This is a genomic window from Clostridium puniceum (assembly GCF_002006345.1).
In the GTDB taxonomy this organism is placed as follows: Bacteria; Bacillota; Clostridia; order Clostridiales; family Clostridiaceae; genus Clostridium; species Clostridium puniceum.
On the sequence record NZ_LZZM01000241.1, the window covers coordinates 1 to 16,891 of the forward strand.

The 16,891-nt window shown below is 27.5% G+C and carries 18 protein-coding genes; 14 read left to right on the forward strand and 4 right to left on the reverse strand.

From position 1 onward, the window contains the following. The first annotated feature begins 621 nt into the window (after positions 1-621). The 11 genes from CLPUN_RS26090 (at position 622) to CLPUN_RS29040 (ending at position 8,998) form a co-directional block, all read left to right on the forward strand. Positions 622-1,293, forward strand: a complete 672-nt coding sequence (locus CLPUN_RS26090; RefSeq protein WP_077850109.1) for an accessory gene regulator ArgB-like protein — start codon at positions 622-624, stop codon at positions 1,291-1,293. Beyond that, complete coding sequence (locus CLPUN_RS26095; protein WP_077850110.1) at positions 1,283-1,435, forward strand: cyclic lactone autoinducer peptide; 153 nt, start codon at positions 1,283-1,285, stop codon at positions 1,433-1,435. Before CLPUN_RS26090 ends, CLPUN_RS26095 begins: the two co-directional genes overlap by 11 nt. A 98-nt stretch (positions 1,436-1,533) precedes the next feature. Continuing rightward, complete coding sequence (locus tag CLPUN_RS26100) at positions 1,534-3,402, forward strand: sensor histidine kinase (RefSeq protein WP_077850111.1); 1,869 nt, start codon at positions 1,534-1,536, stop codon at positions 3,400-3,402. A gap of 329 nt (positions 3,403-3,731) precedes the next feature. Next, positions 3,732-4,067 (forward strand): rubredoxin-like domain-containing protein, encoded by a 336-nt coding sequence (locus tag CLPUN_RS26105; protein ID WP_077850112.1) that lies wholly within the window; start codon positions 3,732-3,734, stop codon positions 4,065-4,067. Positions 4,068-4,123: 56 nt separating this feature from the next. After that, positions 4,124-4,723, forward strand: coding sequence for a nitroreductase family protein (locus tag CLPUN_RS26110; protein ID WP_077850113.1), 600 nt, complete (start codon positions 4,124-4,126; stop codon positions 4,721-4,723). Positions 4,724-5,129: 406 nt separating this feature from the next. Then, the gene (locus CLPUN_RS26115) at positions 5,130-5,795 is read left to right on the forward strand and encodes an amino acid ABC transporter permease (protein WP_077850114.1); all 666 of its coding nucleotides are present in this window, start codon (positions 5,130-5,132) and stop codon (positions 5,793-5,795) included. Next, positions 5,776-6,456 carry an amino acid ABC transporter permease gene (locus CLPUN_RS26120; protein WP_077850115.1) on the forward strand — a complete coding sequence of 227 codons (681 nt, stop codon included), beginning with the start codon at positions 5,776-5,778 and terminating at the stop codon, positions 6,454-6,456. The genes CLPUN_RS26115 and CLPUN_RS26120 overlap by 20 nt, the downstream gene beginning before the upstream one ends. Positions 6,457-6,473: 17 nt before the next feature. Next, positions 6,474-7,223 carry an amino acid ABC transporter ATP-binding protein gene (locus CLPUN_RS26125; protein WP_077850116.1) on the forward strand — a complete coding sequence of 250 codons (750 nt, stop codon included), beginning with the start codon at positions 6,474-6,476 and terminating at the stop codon, positions 7,221-7,223. 32 nt (positions 7,224-7,255) lie between these two features. Further along, positions 7,256-8,134, forward strand: coding sequence for a cysteine ABC transporter substrate-binding protein (locus CLPUN_RS26130; protein ID WP_077850117.1), 879 nt, complete (start codon positions 7,256-7,258; stop codon positions 8,132-8,134). Positions 8,135-8,555: 421 nt separating this feature from the next. Next, positions 8,556-8,711 carry a hypothetical protein gene (locus CLPUN_RS29035; RefSeq protein ID WP_242954257.1) on the forward strand — a complete coding sequence of 52 codons (156 nt, stop codon included), beginning with the start codon at positions 8,556-8,558 and terminating at the stop codon, positions 8,709-8,711. Continuing rightward, a complete protein-coding gene (locus CLPUN_RS29040) occupies positions 8,708-8,998 on the forward strand; it encodes a histidine kinase dimerization/phospho-acceptor domain-containing protein (RefSeq protein WP_242954258.1) in 291 nt (96 codons plus the stop codon). Before CLPUN_RS29035 ends, CLPUN_RS29040 begins: the two co-directional genes overlap by 4 nt. Before the next feature lie 249 nt (positions 8,999-9,247). Here the strand turns inward: CLPUN_RS29040 and CLPUN_RS26140 are convergent, their stop codons facing one another. Then, positions 9,248-11,230, reverse strand: coding sequence for a PAS domain-containing sensor histidine kinase (locus tag CLPUN_RS26140; RefSeq protein ID WP_077850118.1), 1,983 nt, complete (start codon positions 11,228-11,230; stop codon positions 9,248-9,250). Between the two features lie 370 nt (positions 11,231-11,600). On the opposite strand from CLPUN_RS26140, the gene CLPUN_RS26145 reads away from it, so the two are divergent. After that, a complete protein-coding gene (locus CLPUN_RS26145) occupies positions 11,601-12,953 on the forward strand; it encodes an FAD-binding oxidoreductase (protein WP_077850119.1) in 1,353 nt (450 codons plus the stop codon). A gap of 22 nt (positions 12,954-12,975) precedes the next feature. On the opposite strand, the gene CLPUN_RS26150 is transcribed toward CLPUN_RS26145, so the two are convergent. Then, the gene (locus CLPUN_RS26150) at positions 12,976-13,554 is read right to left on the reverse strand and encodes a 3D domain-containing protein (protein WP_077850120.1); all 579 of its coding nucleotides are present in this window, start codon (positions 13,552-13,554) and stop codon (positions 12,976-12,978) included. Positions 13,555-13,861: 307 nt separating this feature from the next. Between CLPUN_RS26150 and CLPUN_RS26155 the strand changes: the two genes are divergently transcribed. Beyond that, positions 13,862-14,545, forward strand: coding sequence for an SIMPL domain-containing protein (locus CLPUN_RS26155; RefSeq protein ID WP_077850121.1), 684 nt, complete (start codon positions 13,862-13,864; stop codon positions 14,543-14,545). Between the two features lie 87 nt (positions 14,546-14,632). Here CLPUN_RS26155 and CLPUN_RS28305 read toward each other — a convergent pair whose 3' ends face one another. Together CLPUN_RS28305 and CLPUN_RS28310 are read right to left on the reverse strand one after the other, a co-directional pair. Next, on the reverse strand, positions 14,633-14,998 hold the full coding sequence (locus CLPUN_RS28305) for a type 1 glutamine amidotransferase family protein (RefSeq protein WP_198944415.1): 366 nt from the start codon (positions 14,996-14,998) through the stop codon (positions 14,633-14,635). After that, on the reverse strand, positions 14,995-15,330 hold the full coding sequence (locus tag CLPUN_RS28310) for a type 1 glutamine amidotransferase family protein (RefSeq protein WP_198944416.1): 336 nt from the start codon (positions 15,328-15,330) through the stop codon (positions 14,995-14,997). The genes CLPUN_RS28305 and CLPUN_RS28310 overlap by 4 nt, the downstream gene beginning before the upstream one ends. A 172-nt stretch (positions 15,331-15,502) precedes the next feature. Here CLPUN_RS28310 and CLPUN_RS26165 point away from each other — a divergent pair, with 172 nt between their 5' ends. Continuing rightward, a complete protein-coding gene (locus tag CLPUN_RS26165; RefSeq protein ID WP_077850122.1) occupies positions 15,503-16,315 on the forward strand; it encodes an alpha/beta fold hydrolase in 813 nt (270 codons plus the stop codon). The last annotated feature ends 576 nt before the right edge of the window (positions 16,316-16,891 follow it).

Below are 16,891 nucleotides of genomic sequence, written 5' to 3' on the forward strand. Positions count from 1 at the left end.
GTTTATTATATTATAATTATGAAAATATAGAGAATGAAGTTTATAAAAGGAGATAATTGAAAATAATTGAAAAATAGTATATAATATAGAAAAGATTGAATTTTATAAAAAGCATATGAATCAGAATGAAATCTTAAATTTATATAGTCCATATCCAAAGGGGGTGAGGAGGATATTAAAACTTACTTGGATAGAATTTTTTCTTAGAAATTTGCCAGAAGCATTTATTTATATATTGGGAATCCACATAGTATCTCGTAAGTATTTTAATATATTAAGGCTTATATTTTTAAGCATAGTATTATCACTGACTTCATTTTTTGTGAGATGGCTGCCCATATATTTGGGAGTGCATATGATAATTAATATAATCTTAACTATAAGTATTATGGCGATTACTGGAATACCCATAATTAAATCTATATATAGCACTTTGCTGGTATATTTTATGCTTTCACTAAGTGAATTTTTTAATTTGATTTTATTAAATTTATTAAATATTAATATGGAATTTTCAAATCCTGTTACAAAATGTTTACTAGGTATACCATCTTTAATTTTTCTATTATTGTTTATAATGATATTTAATTATGCATTTAAGAGGAAGGAAGATATAAAGAAATGTCTTTAACTGAAAAAGTAGCAGCTAAAATAGGAAATGATGCTAAATTGTTTCTAAATGTTGATGAAGATAAAGAACAAATTATTGTATATGGTGCTATAAATTTATTACAAACTATATTTGCTATTTTATGGGTTATAATTTTTGGTTTGCTTTTTGATGTACTTTATGAGGCTTTATTATTTTCCGTTACAAGCAGTAGTTTAAGAAAATATTCTGGTGGAGTACACGCTTCTTCACCAAGTCGTTGCATTATGATAGGTACAAGTATAGCATGTATAGCGGGAATTTTTGTTAATAATATATTATTCAAACTGAATATTTTTACAGCTATGATAATAAGTTTAATTATTATGACATTTTCTTTTATAACAGTCATAAAAAATGCACCAGTAGATAGTATTAAGAAGCCTATTACAAATGTTGAAGTAAAAAAACAATTTAAAAAGAAATCTATCATTGTATTATTTATTTTCTCAATTATAATATTAACTTTATTTATATTAAGTCAAAAGTATTTAGGATTATATTATATAAAATTTATAGAATGTATTACTATTGGTGTACTTTGGCAGACTATAACTCTTACTAAAGGTGGAATAAGTTTATTAAACAAAGTTGACTTTGTTTTAAAATATATAATTGAAGGGAGTGGAGAAATTGGAAAATAAAATTAAAAAATCAATTGTTGTACTTGTATCAAATCTTTGCACCAAAATGGCACTTTCAGTTTCAGCATCAGCTTGTTTATGGAATTCATATCAACCTAAGGAACCAAAATGTTTAGAAAAATGGAACTCAAAAGAATTGTAAAAAGCTAATAATTTAGAAGTGAAAATTATTTATATTTTGAATTAATAATTTTTACTTCTAACTTTATGCACTTTGCTATAATATTAGGAGGCTTTTTTATGATAAATACTCTTATAAATAAAAATGAAAATAATTTATCTATGATGCTGTCAATTATTAAAATTGGAATAATAGCATTTATTAGTGTAATCGTATATATTAACTTGCCTAAGTATTGGACTGATTTTAAAGTCGAAAATAATAGTGAATTTAATTTATATATTTCAGGTTGTTTTTTATGTATTACTGGATTAGGTTATATAATTTGGTTAATAATAAATCGCAAAACATACCAATCATCAAATGTATTTAGAATATCTTGGCTTATAGAGAATATTTTTTTTATATTTATTATTTCTTTACCAATATATTTATCTACAGTTTATGAAAATGAATATAAATACCTATTTTTATTATTGATACTATATTCAGTTATTCAATATGGTTCACGCTATGGAATTATAACATCACTTTTTTCTTCAGTTACTATACTTTTAGCAGATTTATTATATGCTCCAATAGAAGATGGAATTAATATATATTTTCAAAAAGATTTAATATTAGCAGGAATATTTATTTTTGTTGCATGGATACTTGGATATTATGTTGATACGGAATTAAAAAATAATAAAACAAAAGATGATACTCTTAATATATTAAGCACTGAATTAGAAGAAAAAGATGAAAAAAGAAAAGAAATGGAAGCGTTATTGTTAAATAATAAAATTTGTTATGATATGTTATTTGAAAATTCATTAAATGCAATTATTGTACATAGGAATGGAATAATTATATATGCAAATAGAAGTACAGCTAAATTATTAGGATATGAGAATTTAGGAAATTTAAACGGAAAGAATTTTTATAATCATTACGTAGCAGATCCTGAGTTAAGAATTCAAAAGAAATACTCATATATTACTTACAATAAGCTATCAAAGATTATAGAAGAAGAAAAGATATTAAAATGTAATGGTGAATCTATTCCAGTGGCTAATACATCATCTTTTTTTACTTATAAAGGGGAACCTTCAATAATGACATTTCTGCGTGATATAACTTCTGAAAAGCAAGTAGAATCTTTACAAGAAGATGTGGAGAAAAATTTAAAATTACTTAATGAAACTAGGGAATTCAATAATCTTATAACTAACTTTTTTACTAATATGTCTCATGAACTAAAAACACCTGTTAATGTAATTTATGCAGCAATTCAAACTATAAATCTTTATTTAAATGATTATAAGTTAGATAATTCAGTTAAATGCAAATCATATTTAAAAATAATGAAGCAAAATTGTTTGAGAATGATTAGACTAATAAATAATCTTTTAGATATAACTAAATTAGATTCTGGTTTTATTAAAATTAATAAAAAAAATGGTGATATTGTAAATGTCATTGAAGATATTGTTCAATCTGTAGCAGGCTATGTAGAAAGTAAAGAGATAGAACTTATATTTGATACAGAGCTTGAAGAAGGAATTATTGGTTTTGATCATGATATGGTAGAACGTATAATGCTGAATTTAATATCTAATGCCGTTAAGTATAGCCATCCTAATGGACACATATATATAAATATAATAGATAAGAAATCAAGTATTATTATTGAAGTAAAAGATGAAGGTGAAGGTATTCCAAAAGAAAAGCTTAGCGTAATATTTGAACGTTTTGGGCAGGTGAATAATACACTTTCTAGAAAATGCGAAGGAACTGGAATCGGTCTATATCTTGTAAAATCTTTTGTTGAAATGCATGGAGGAAAAATAAGCGTTTTAAGTGAAGAAGGAAGAGGCAGCCAATTTTTAATAGAATTACCGGCGGTATTAGTTGATAATGATAACCCAGCAGATAAAATCCTTTTTAAGACAAAAGTTGAAAAAATAGAAATAGAATTTTCAGACATATATTCAATAAAGGATTAGTTACTAGTTATTGAAGATTTTAAAAATCAGGTTGAGGGACAGTAGATAATTTCATGTAAAAATAAAATTATTTACTGTTCTTATATTACTTTTTTAAAAATTACATAGCAGGTGAAATTTGGAATAATAGCTATCCTGTAAAAGAGGAGTTATTAATTGATAAAAATTATTAATTAATAAAAAATATTGACTGGTTTTAAAATTAGTATTATTATATATATATAATAACATTTTTTTGATTATTATGGCGGTATAGCAAAGAAGTGTTAAAATATTATAAAAAGATAATGATTTAAAAATTTATTTTAAATTAAAGAGGAGAGGGTAAAATGAAAAAGTTATTTAAATGTAGTGTTTGTGGGTATGTATTTGAAGGAGAAGCAGCTCCAGAAAAATGTCCTAAATGTAGTGTTGGAGCAGAGAAGTTTGAAGAATTAAGTAGTGAAGCAGCAGAGAAAATATATCGCTCTAACAGAACAAATGATATTCATATGGAAATTATAGCATTAGCTTCAAAAATAGTAGAGCTAAGTATAGAAGGAATAAAAGATGATCTAGATCCAAAATGTGTAGCAGCTTTTAAACAAGCAAAGGATGAAGCTTGGATTATAAAGCAAAGATCAAAAACAGAGTTAGCAGGACATATGAATTTAGGTAAATGGTAAGATATAAGAATAAATAATAGAAATAATAAATACAACAGCGATAGGAGGGATAGAATATGGGAAAAGATTTTTATAGTGCTGTAGCTGAGAGACGCACCTTTTATAATATTAGCAAAGAATCGGTAATTTCAGACGAAGCAATTAAACAAATTATTGAAAAAGCTGTAAAGAATACTCCGTCAGCATTTAATTCACAAGGTGCAAGAGTGATTTTATTACTAGGAAAACACCATGATAAATTGTGGGACATTACTAAAGAAGCTTTAAGAAAAATAGTTCCTGTTGAACAATTTGCTAGTACAGAGGATAGGATAAATTCATTTAAAAGTGGATATGGTACTGTTTTATTTTTTGAAGATGTCAGTGTAATTGAGTCTCTTCAAAACCAATATGCTCTTTACAAGGATAACTTTCCAATTTGGGCTCAGCAATCAAATGGAATGCATCAATTTATAATTTGGACTTCTTTAGAAATTGAAGGATTTGGTGTATCGTTGCAGCATTACAATGAAGTTATTGAAGAAGATGTAAAAAAAGAGTGGAATATACCAAGTAATTGGAAGATGATTGCTCAAATGCCATTTGGGAAACCAACAGCAGAACCCGATGAAAAGCAATTTAATCCACTAGAAGATCGTATAAAAGTATTTAAATAAAAAATTAATAAGCTGTTACAAAGTTACTAAGTTAGCTTTGTGGCGGCTTATGTTTTTGGAAAAAGAATAAAAAAATTAATATATATGTTGAAATTTTAATTATTTAGTAAATTAAGTCATTATGATTTACTTTAATGCAGATTGTTTTTTGCTATATATAATTAGTTTTTTTAGTAAGAAAATTTTTAACTTTCTATACATAAAAATAAAAAATATTTGTTTTTTATAAGAGAAGTCGAATAATGGATTTTAAACAAAAGTATTAAATAATAAATTTTTAATATTTAATACTAAATACTATGTTACATAAATGCGATTGACAAACTAGGAAACAATTGATAATATAGATGTATTCCTACAGAAATTATATGAATTAAAAGAAATCGATAAAAAAGGTGATGGATAAATGAATTTTGACTGGAATTTCGTAGTGACTAGTTTACCTTTATATGAAAAAGCAGCATGGCTTACATTGAAATTAGCTCTTGCAGGAATAGCTTTATCATTGGTAATTGGATTACTATGCAGCATAATACTATATTTTAAAATAAAAGTAATGGATATTATTGTGCAAGCTTATATAGAACTTTCGAGAAATACTCCACTTCTTGTACAAATATTTTTCTTATATTTTGGATTACCCAAATTAGGGTTAAAGATGAGTGAAAGTACTTGTGCAGTAATTGGGTTGGCATTCCTTGGAGGCAGTTATATGGCAGAAGCTTTTAGAAGTGGAATAGAAGCAGTTAGCAAAACACAAATTGAATCAGGAGTAAGTATTGGTCTTTCTAAAATTCAAGTTGTTAGATATGTAATAGTTCCGCAAGCTTTTTCAATAAGTATGCCTTCCTTAAGCGCAAATTGTATATTTTTATTAAAAGAGACTTCTATTTTAGGGGCAATATCAATAATGGATCTTACCAATTTAACCAAGGATTTAATTGGTATGTATTATACAACTTTTGAAGCACTCACAATGCTTGTTGTAATTTATCTTATTATGATTCTTCCTTTATCATTTGTGCTGTCTTTAATAGAAAGGAAGGTGCGATATGCAGAGTTCGGGAATTAATGTTATTTTACAAGAAAAAAACATTCAACGTTTATTATTTGAAGGATTATTTGTGACTATAGAGATTGCTTTTATTTCTATTATTATAGGTTCTATCTTAGGTATACTTATAGGCTTAAGCAGGACAACAAAATCTAAGGTAATACTTTTTATAAACAGAGTTTATCTTGAGGCCTTTAGAATAATACCAACATTAGTATGGCTATTCATTTTTTATTTTGGAGTTACCACGGCACTAAATATAGACCTTAGTGGAGAAGTAGTTTCTATTATTGTATTTAGTCTTTGGGGAGCAGCAGAAATGGGGGACATTGTTAGAGGTGCATTGCAGTCACTGCCACAACATCAAATTGAAGCTGGTAAGGCTTTAGGATTAAATTATTTTCAATTATATAGGTATGTATTAATACCTCAAGCTATAAGAAGAATGATTCCTGGCACTATAAACTTGGCTACTAGGATGATTAAAACTACTTCACTTGTAGTTTTAATAGGAGTTATAGATGTGGTTAAAATAGGTCAGCAAATTATTGAAACTTCACGTTTTGAATTTCCTACTGCATCTTTTTGGATTTATGGCTGCATATTCTTCTTGTATTTTATAATATGTTATCCACTATCTAAAATATCAAAAAATCTAGAAGCTAAGTGGATTAATTAGGAATTAGGAGGAATAGAATGAATAAGAATAATAATCCTGTTTTACTTGAAGTACAGGATGTTCATAAAAAATATGATGACAAAGAAATATTAAAGGGAATTGACTTAAATTTGCATAAAGGAGAAGTTTTAGTTATTCTAGGACCTTCAGGTTGTGGTAAAAGTACTTTTTTAAGATGTCTTAATGGTCTTGAGAAAATTCAAGGTGGAGATATTAAATTTAAAGACCAAAGTCTTACAGATAAAAATGTTAAGCTCCAAGAAATTCATGAGAAAATAGGTATGGTATTTCAAAACTATGAGTTATTTCCTCATATGACAGTTATAGAAAATATTCTTCTTGGACCTTTAAAGGTTCAAAAAAGGAATAAAGCAGAAGTACTTGCAGAAGCTGAGCAGCTTTTAGACAGAGTTGGCTTATTAGACAGAAAGGATTCATATCCACGTCAGCTTTCAGGAGGTCAAAAGCAAAGGATAGCTATTGTTAGAGCATTATGTATGAATCCAGAAATAATTCTTTTTGATGAAGTAACTGCATCTCTTGACCCTGAAATGGTAAGAGAAGTTTTAGATGTTATTTTAGGCTTAGCAAAACAAGGGATGACTATGGCAATTGTTACTCATGAAATGGGCTTTGCAAGGTCTGTAGCAGATAGAATAATATTTATCGATGAGGGGAAAATATGTGAAGAGTCAAATCCAGAAGAATTTTTTACAAATCCAAAGACGGAACGTGCTAAGCACTTTCTAAATATATTTCAATACTAAAATAATAATTATAAATGAGAGGATGATGAATTATGAAAAACATTAAAAAAATCGTAACAGCACTGCTTATGAGTACTATAATAATTGGAGGACTTATAGGCTGTGGTAATTCAGCATCAACAAGCCAAAGCAAAAGTGATTCAAAAACTGCAGCCACTAGTTCTATTGATGAGATTAAAAAACGTGGAACTATAAAAATTGGTGTATTTAGCGATAAAGCTCCATTTGGGTATGTAGATTCAGATGGGAAAAATCAAGGTTTTGATGTATATATTGCAAAGAGATTTGCAAAGGACCTTCTTGGAGATGAATCAAAAGTTGAATTTGTTTTAGTTGATGCAGCAAGTAGAGTTTCTTATTTAGAATCTAAAAAGGTTGATGTAATAATGGCTAACTTTACTGTTACTGATGAAAGAAAGCAAAAGGTAGATTTTACAAATCCTTATATGAAGGTATCACTTGGAATTGTTTCACCAGATGATGCTAAAATTACATCAGAAGATCAGCTTAAAGGTAAAAAAATTATAGTAGCAAAAGGAACAACTGCTGAAACTTATATGACAAAAAATCACCCAGACGTTGAATTAGTAAAATTCGAACAATACTCGGAAATATTCCAAGCTTTAAAGGATAAACGCGGAGATGCTATATTAAGTGATAATACAGAAGTTATAGCATGGGCTAAAGATAATAAAGGATTCACTGTTGGAGTACCAACACTTGGAAGTACAGATACAATTGCACCGGCTGTAACTAAAGGTAACACAGAACTTAAAGAATGGATAAATACGGAACTTGAGACCTTAGGTAAAGAAAATTTTGTACACAAAGCTTATGATGAAACATTAAAATCAGTATATGGTGAAGAATTTGAAGATAGCCTTGTAGTTGAAGGCGGAAAAATAAAATAAATTAAAAAAATCCTTACGAGATTCTATCTTGTGAGGATTTTTTTTAACATTTTTAAAACATTGCTTTTTTATAGCAAAAAAAGTAACAATCTTAAGCAATACTTGAAAGAGAAACTTTCTAAAAGGAAAACATAAAATCTTCACTTATAATTCCAGTGAAAAATGAAAAAATTAATATAGTTTCCTTGGTTACGAGAGTCTATCTAAGTGTATAGCATGGGAAGCAAATCAAATTGATATATTAAAAAATATTGCAGAGTTTTCTTATATACAAGAATGAAGATTGTAAAAGAAAAAACATATGAATCAATCATTAATGAGCAATCATTCTTACTAAATAATTCTGAGTCACAAATTTGGGCTTTAAGCAATGTTACTTTCTTATTCAACTATTAATGAGGCTCATGCAAGTTTCTTTGGAATGAAAAAAAGTGATTTAGAATATAAAGACTTATACGATATATTTGACATAAATACTGCAAATAAGCTGTCTGAGATTAATTGGAATTTGTTTAAAAAAGCGACAACTCAAAAATGGAAGTTGAACTTAAAAATTGGAAAAACAAAAATAGATTGATTCAAATTAAAAGCAAGCCATATAGAGATGATGATGGTAATGTTAAGTATTTTATTTGTACTGCTGAGGGTGTTACAAAGCAGAGAAGCGCTGAAGCTGAATTATATAAAGCAAAGGACCAGGCAGAAGCTGCCAATATCGCCAAGAGTCAGTTTTTAGGAAATATGTCCCATGAAATAAGAAGACCAATTAATGGAGTATTTGGATTTTTTGAATTACTACAGTCAACTGATTTATCTTTAGAACAAAAAGAATTTCTAAGAGAAGCAAAATCTGCTTTCAGTTGAAAGCAGATGCAGGAAGGCTCTACATTTAAATTTAATGTGAACTTAAAGATATTAGAAAGAGTTTTGAAACAAAAAATTGCATTTTAAAAGTTTAAGGATGTGAATATTTTAATCATTAAGATAAAAGTAGAAACTTTACAGAAAATAAAAATAAGGATAGCTTTTTTATTATACATAAATTTAATAGATATCATTAGTGAAAAAGTAAAATAGTTCCAACCATATGTGGAATGGAACTATTAACATATACTAATAATAAATATCTGAAAATTCTATATTAGTTTTTTCTAAATTACCCTGAATAACATGATTATTTGAATCAATAGTATTGTTATTTTCATCCATTAAATAACATGGCAAAGTTATAATAAATTCACTACCTTTATTTAATTCACTTTTAGCAATAATTACTCCTTTATGCATTTCTACAAGAGATTTCACTAAGGAAAGTCCTATTCCGCTTCCTTCTCTATTTCTAGCTAGAGATTTATCTACTTGAATAAATCTATCAAATATCACTTTTAGCTTATCTTTAGATATTCCTATACCTGTATCCCTCACAGAAATTATGATATCTTCGCCGTTATCAGTTAAGTTTACCAATATGTTGCCGCCAGGCTCTGTAAATTTAACGGCATTTGAAATAAGATTAAGAATTATTCGTTCTATTTTATCAGGATCACAAGCTAATATTCTTTCTTCTACGTTAGTATCAAATGTAAGAGAAATTCCTTTATTCTCTGTATAATCAACAACTGATAAAGTAATATCTTCTACAATAGTTACGATATTTGCATTAATTAAATTTAAATTAAAATATCCTGAATCTATTTTAGTCACATCAATTAAGTTATTAATAAGTCTTAATAGCCGATAGCAATTTTGTTTTAGAATTGCAGGATACTTTTTATATTCTTCCTTATATTCCGAAAGAGTATTTATATTTTTTACTTTTAAATCAAGAAGTTGTATACTGCTTAATATTACATTTATAGGTGTCCTTAGTTCATGAGATATATTAGCAAAAAATTCTGTTCTCAATTTTTCGTATTCATTAGCTTCAGATAATAATCTTGACTTTTCCTTCATGTCTTTTTCTAATTCTTCAGCTTTTTTTCTATCAGAAATATCTCTTAAAACTATTAAGTATGTGTTTTCTCCATGTTCATATGGATATTTTGTAACAACAGCTTCAAAATCTAATGTTTTATTATCAGAAATTCTAATAAACTTTTCTTCAGTAAGTGGATAGTATTTATTTGTAATAACTTGTTTAATACTTCTTTTGTGATTTTTCATAGAGGATGGATGTGGTTTTACTATTTGTAAATAGCTTTTATCTTTAATTTTGTCTAAGCTAGAAACTCCTAAATAATCTAATCCGACTTTATTAGAAAGTATTATTTTATCTTTCTTAAAAATATACACGCCAAAAGGTAAAAGTTCAATAAGCTGCTTATATAATTTTTCACTTTCTCTTAACTGGTTTTCTAATATTTTTCTATTACTAATATTTCTTATGAAGGTGAAAATGCAGATATTGCCTTTATATGGGACATAACTTGAAGCAACTTCTACATTGATGAGTTTTCCGTTGGTATCTATAAGAGTTTCTTCAATAATAGGAAGTTGTCCTTCTGTTTCTAATTGTACTGTTACTCTATTTTTTATAATATTACGAAAGCTTGGATGTATGTATTTGTAGATAGATTGTCCAATTATATCTTTAGGATTTTCAATGCTAAACATCTTAAAGGTATTGTTGTTAACATATATAAATTTCTCATCTTTATGTATGAAAATAGAATCAGTTGAGAGTTCTAAAATCTTTTCGTATCTTTCTTTAACTTCCAAGAATTCTTGTTGTGATTCCTTATATTTAGTTATATCTTTAACAATAGCTAAAGGAACACTTTCTTCATTACAAATAGGAATTAATGACGTAGAAACATTTACTATTTTTCTAGATCCATTTTTAGATATAATTTCGTATTCTTTATCTGCTCCAATTTTACTAATAGAATCATGGAATGAATTGGGATTAGAAAGTATTTTATTTAATCCTAATTCATTAATTTCATTCATAGTATAGCCAGTGATTTCTGTCATATAATTATTCCAGAAAATAAATTTTATGGGTGATAAATTTATGTTATAGATACAAAATCCAACAGGCATATTTTTAATTAAATTAATTAGGTTTGTATTTTTTTCAATTACAGAGATATTCATATAATGATAACGCCTCCCTAAATCTTAATAATTATATTATTAAGTTTTTGTAGTTATTTGAAAAATGGGTCTTTATTACATTATAACAAAATTAATCATTTATTGGTAATAATATAAGATATATAATATTTTTCTCTTATATTGTAATTATCCCACAAAAAGGTCAAACATGCCCTCAACTACACAATATATAGGTGTAAACAATAATTGTTTACGTTTATATAAATTTAGTTTAAGCTGATTTTTTAGTTAAGTAAATTTTTAATAAATTGAATATGATGTAGCAATTTTTAAAGTCCTATAGTAAAATCAAACAAAAGATATATAAGAATAGTAAAACCTAACAAAAGATATAGGAGAAGGGGAAAGTTTGATGAAATTTGATTATAATAAATTAACAGGCCAAGTTGTAACTAAAGAGGATTTTAGTTATGAAGAAGATAGAAAGGCTTGGAATAGATCTATTGAAAAATATCCACTAGTAATTGTTTATTGTAATAATGAAATTGATATTAGTAATTCAATAGCTTGGGCTAAGAAAAATTCATTAGAGATTAGAATAAGGTCGGGAAGTCATCATTATGAGGGATATTCGACTGGAAATGATGTGGTAATTATTGATGTTAGCAAAATGAATAATATTATTGTAGATGAAGAAAATAATATAGTTAAGATACAGGGTGGAGTTAGAAATAGCGAAATTTATGAAACCTTAGGAGCACTTGGATATCCATTTGCTGGAGGAGGCTGCCCGACAGTTGGAGTAGTAGGATTAGTTTTAGGTGGAGGATGGGGATATTCTAGCAGATTACTTGGGTTAGCTGCTGATAATATACTTGAGTTAGTAATGGTAGATTATAAAGGGGAAATAATAGATGCCTCAGAAAGTTCTAATGAAGATTTATTTTGGGCTTGTAGAGGCTCTGGTGGAGGAAACTTTGGAGTAATTACTAGCATGACCTTTAAGCTGCCAGAAAAAATAAAAATGGCAACTTTAATAACCATTGATTATATAAAAGTTAAAACAGAAGAAATAATTAAAATATTTGGAACATACACAAATATTTTTAAAGATTTAGATAGGCGAATTAATTTAAAAATGGGAATATATAATTCTAAAGAAAAAGGACAAGGGGTCAAAATTACAGGATTATTTTACGGAAGTGAAGAAGAGGCTAGTGGAATTTTAGCTCCACTTAAAAGCGTTTTTAAGAATGGAATATTTCATTTAGATTATATTACTGTATTAGAAGCAAATAGAATAATTCAAGACAGCCATCCACCATATGAAAAATATAAGTCATCAGGGAGATTTGTATATGATGATTTTAGCAAAAATTATATTGAGAATATTGTAAATTTAGTAAGTATTAGAGCAGAAGGAGCAATATATACAGCTGTTTCGTTATATGGATTGGGTGGAGCAGTTGTGGACAAAACTAGGAATGCTACAGCCTTCTATTATAGAGATGCAAAGTTTATAATGGGAATACAATCTGTCTGGGAAGATGCTAAATATGGGCCTCAAAATATAGAATGGGTTAAAGATAAGTTTGAATATATAAAACTTATTACAACAGGAGCTTATATTAATTTTCCTTCAGCAGAACTTGAAGATTATGAAAAAGAATATTATGGTGAAAATTTATATAAGTTAAAAGAAGTAAAAAGAAAATATGATCCTAATAATGTCTTTAAATTTCCACAAGGAATAAAAATTTAAGTTGCTCACAGGTTCAGGGGGGCTATTTAATTATATATCCCTGAACTTTCTGTATTCCATAGTTGTTTACTCTGCGGGAATATTGTCTATCACTTTCACCAGATTCTCTTGGTACATAGACATCTAATCTATTATCTACACCAAAATATTTATCAGAGCCTCTATCATTAACAACAACCTGACCATATCCTTCTAAATGTATTTTAGTATTTTGAGGAATTACGTTATTAGCTACACCACCTGGTGATAGTGGTTTGTTTTGGCAGGTAACTGCACCCGCACTACTATTTTCACATTCAAGGGATGTGTAAAAAGTGAGTATAAATTCTTTATACTCAGGTTTCTTTTTCTCTTCTTCCTTCAGCTTTTTTTCTTGTATTTCTTTTTCTAATTCTTCTTGTTTAAATTTTTCATATTTAGTTATAATAGGATTTGTAATTATTTTAACATCATATTGATTGGTACCATGTACCATTTCTGTGTTATTATCTTCTACAACCTCTGTTACTAAAGCTTGAAATGGTGTTATTGTACTTATATTATAATTATTAAATATAAATAAAAAGCTTAATAGGCACATCAACATATTTATATTTAGCATTTGCCAACTCTCCTTTGATACGTTTTAATGAAAAATAATGAATCTTGTTAATAAATTATAACATTTTTGTAAAATATTTACAGCAAGATTTTTGAAAAATATTAATTATAAATTAGACTATAATTATAAATATGCTTACATAAGTTTACTATGTCAAAAAATTAATATAATTGTTATCTATTAATAAGATTTCATCACATACTTTTTATTATGGACAAAGTTGAAAAGTTTTATACTATAACTTGAAGACATTTGTGAGAAAAAAACATATTATAGAGTAGTTAATTCTTTTAAAAGGACGAAAATAATGTTTAGATTAATAGATAGTGATAATTATAGCTTAGATGATTATACCAGAAATAAATGTGATAATAATAGATTTAAAGTTTTTGGGAAAGGTGTTATAAGTGTAAAGCCAGATGCAGCAGAAGTGGTAATTGGCGTTACAACAGAAAATAAACAATTAGAAATAGCACAAGAAGAAAATGCTAATATAACTCAGCAGGTTATAAATAGTATTCTAAGAATGGGAGTATTACCCAAATATATACAAACTGAAAATTATAATATTAGATCTAATTATGATTATATTGATGGAAAGCAAGTTTTTAGAGGTTATGAAGTAAGTAATAATTTAAAAATTCTTATTAGAAATATTGATCTTGCAGGTGAAATAATTGATACTGCAATAAAAAATGGTGCAAATAATGTAATTGGTATTAGTTTTATTGTTTCAGATCAAAATACCTATTATTACGAAGCTTTAAGGATAGCTGTTACAGATGCGCAAAATAAAGCAAGTGTTATGGCTGATAAACTAAAAGTAAAATTAGATATTATACCAATACAAATAAATGAACAGGAGAAGGGAATGATAGCACCACTCGGAGCTATGACTCTTAAAAATGTAAGTGTAACTACACCTATTGAAATTGGAGAAAATAAAATAACTGCAGATATTGAAGCCTTATTTAAATATAGTGAGCAGTAATATAAAAACAAATAAAAAGCAAAGCATCTGCCAATGCTCAATAAAAATCTAACATTGGCAGGTGCTTTTACAAAAGTATGGCTTGGATTATTTTCTTAAAACTTGTAATACTTTTTCTGCAACTTCTTTTGTTAATTGAGGATTTTGTCCTGTTATAATTCTTTCATCTTCAACTACATAAGAAGTAAATGGTTGTGATGCTTTTGTGTATTTACTACCTCTTGATTTTAACTCATCTTCTAATTTAAAAGGTATTTTTTCTAGTGCTTTGGCTAAAACCTCCTCATCATTTGAATAACCTGTAACAGCTTTATCTTTTATAAGAAGCTCACCAGCCTTTGATTTTATATTAAGCAATGCACCTACGCCATGACAAACAGCAGAGACGATTCCACTAGCTTCATATATTTGACTGTTTAATTTTTGAAAAGCTTTTATTATTAGGAAAATCACACAGTACCATGACCGCCTGTAAAGTAAATTACATTATAATCTTCTGATTTTACCTCACTGGCTTTTGTTGTATCTTTTAATAAAGCCATAAATTTTTCATTTTCATAATATGCTTTTGTAAGATCATCAAGAATAGCTGTTGATGTACTTAGAGGATGTAATGGTATTAATCCGCCTTTTGCACTAACTATATCCATTTCAATCCCAGCTTTAGATATAACATTATAAAAATGAGTTAATTCTCCTAGCCATAAACCAGTATTGTTTCCATTAATTTTATATTTATCTTCATTTGTTACAATAACCAAAATTTTATTTTTAATATTATCCATCTCCGTTTTATAAATTGTAATTTCATTTAAATAAATTATATTTGGTTAAATTTAATTTATAAATATTTAATTTACGTAATGTATTTCATTTCAAGAATAAGATCAATAATTCACAAATTCATGGTCAAAGAATAACATATTAATGATAGTAATTTTGTATTGGAGTTTATAAATGGGCTATTATATTAAAGTAGAGCCTAATGTGAAAATCTATGTAGAAGATCTAAACCCAGGCGCCAATAATACAATCTTGTTTCTACATGGTTGGCCTGGAAGTCATAAGCTGTTTGAATATCAATTTGATCAGCTTTCTAAGATGGGATGCAGATGTATCGGAATAGATACGAGAGGATTTGGAGATTCAGATAAGCCTTATAGTGGTTATGATTATGATTCATTGTCAGATGATGTTAGATCTGTGATTGATGTACTTAAATTGTCTAACATTACATTAGCAGGACATTCAACCGGAGGAGCAATAGCGATTAGATATATGGCTCGTCATAAAGGGTATGGTGTATCAAAACTTGCTCTTTTTGCGGCAGCAGCACCAAGTCTTATAAAACGTCCTAATTTCCCTTATGGCTTAGAAGAAGAAACTGTTCAACAAATTATTCAAGGAACATATACTGATCGTCCTAAAATGCTTCAGGGCTTCGGAGATATATTTTTCTATCAACATATAACTGAAGCTTTCTCAAATTGGTTCTTCCAATTAGGATTACAAGCAGCAGGTTGGGCAACTGCAGACATCGCAAATACTTGGATAAATGAAGTTCTATTTTCTGATCTAGGAGAAATAAATGTTCCGACGTTAATTATTCATGGCATTCATGACAAAGTTGTACCTTTTGAACTAGGACAAGTACAAGAACAAAATATCAGAAATTCAAAGCTTGTCCCATTCAAATACAGCGGTCATGGAGCTTTTTATGACCAACGTGAGAAATTTAACGAAGAATTGATAAAGTTTGTTGAGGAATAAAGCTTTTGAAATGTAAAAAAGCCTTAACAAAAATTTTATTTTAATGGAACTTTTTCATTATGGAATAGATAAGTGTAAATATTACAAATTATTGAGTGGTAGAAGATTTGAAAATATTAAAATAGCTGCGTAAAAATGAATGAGTGGAGAAAAATTATGATTTAATAAATATTTTGAGCAGTAATAATTAATGAAAAATATAATACTTGTCTTTACCGATTTGAGAAGGTTTCATGAAACTATTAGTTTTATGAAGCCTTCTATTAATATTTTTATAAATATAACATGCAAAGAACTGTTATATTTTTTCCGTCGTACTTAAGTATACCTTTTTCTAAAATTACGGAAGCTATAAGCCAAGCAATTGACATTGGAACCAGAGATATTTCTGATATCCTGGACTAAAACTTAATACATTTTGCATATATATTGAATCTGTTCTAATTAATAAAGTTCATAATTTAGTTGGTTGTCTTATCCAATCACTCTAATATAGAAATTAAATCTTAATGAACAAAATTTTTTAGAACATATATATAAAAGTTTTAGTAATAAAATAATGTCAGTATACTAAGC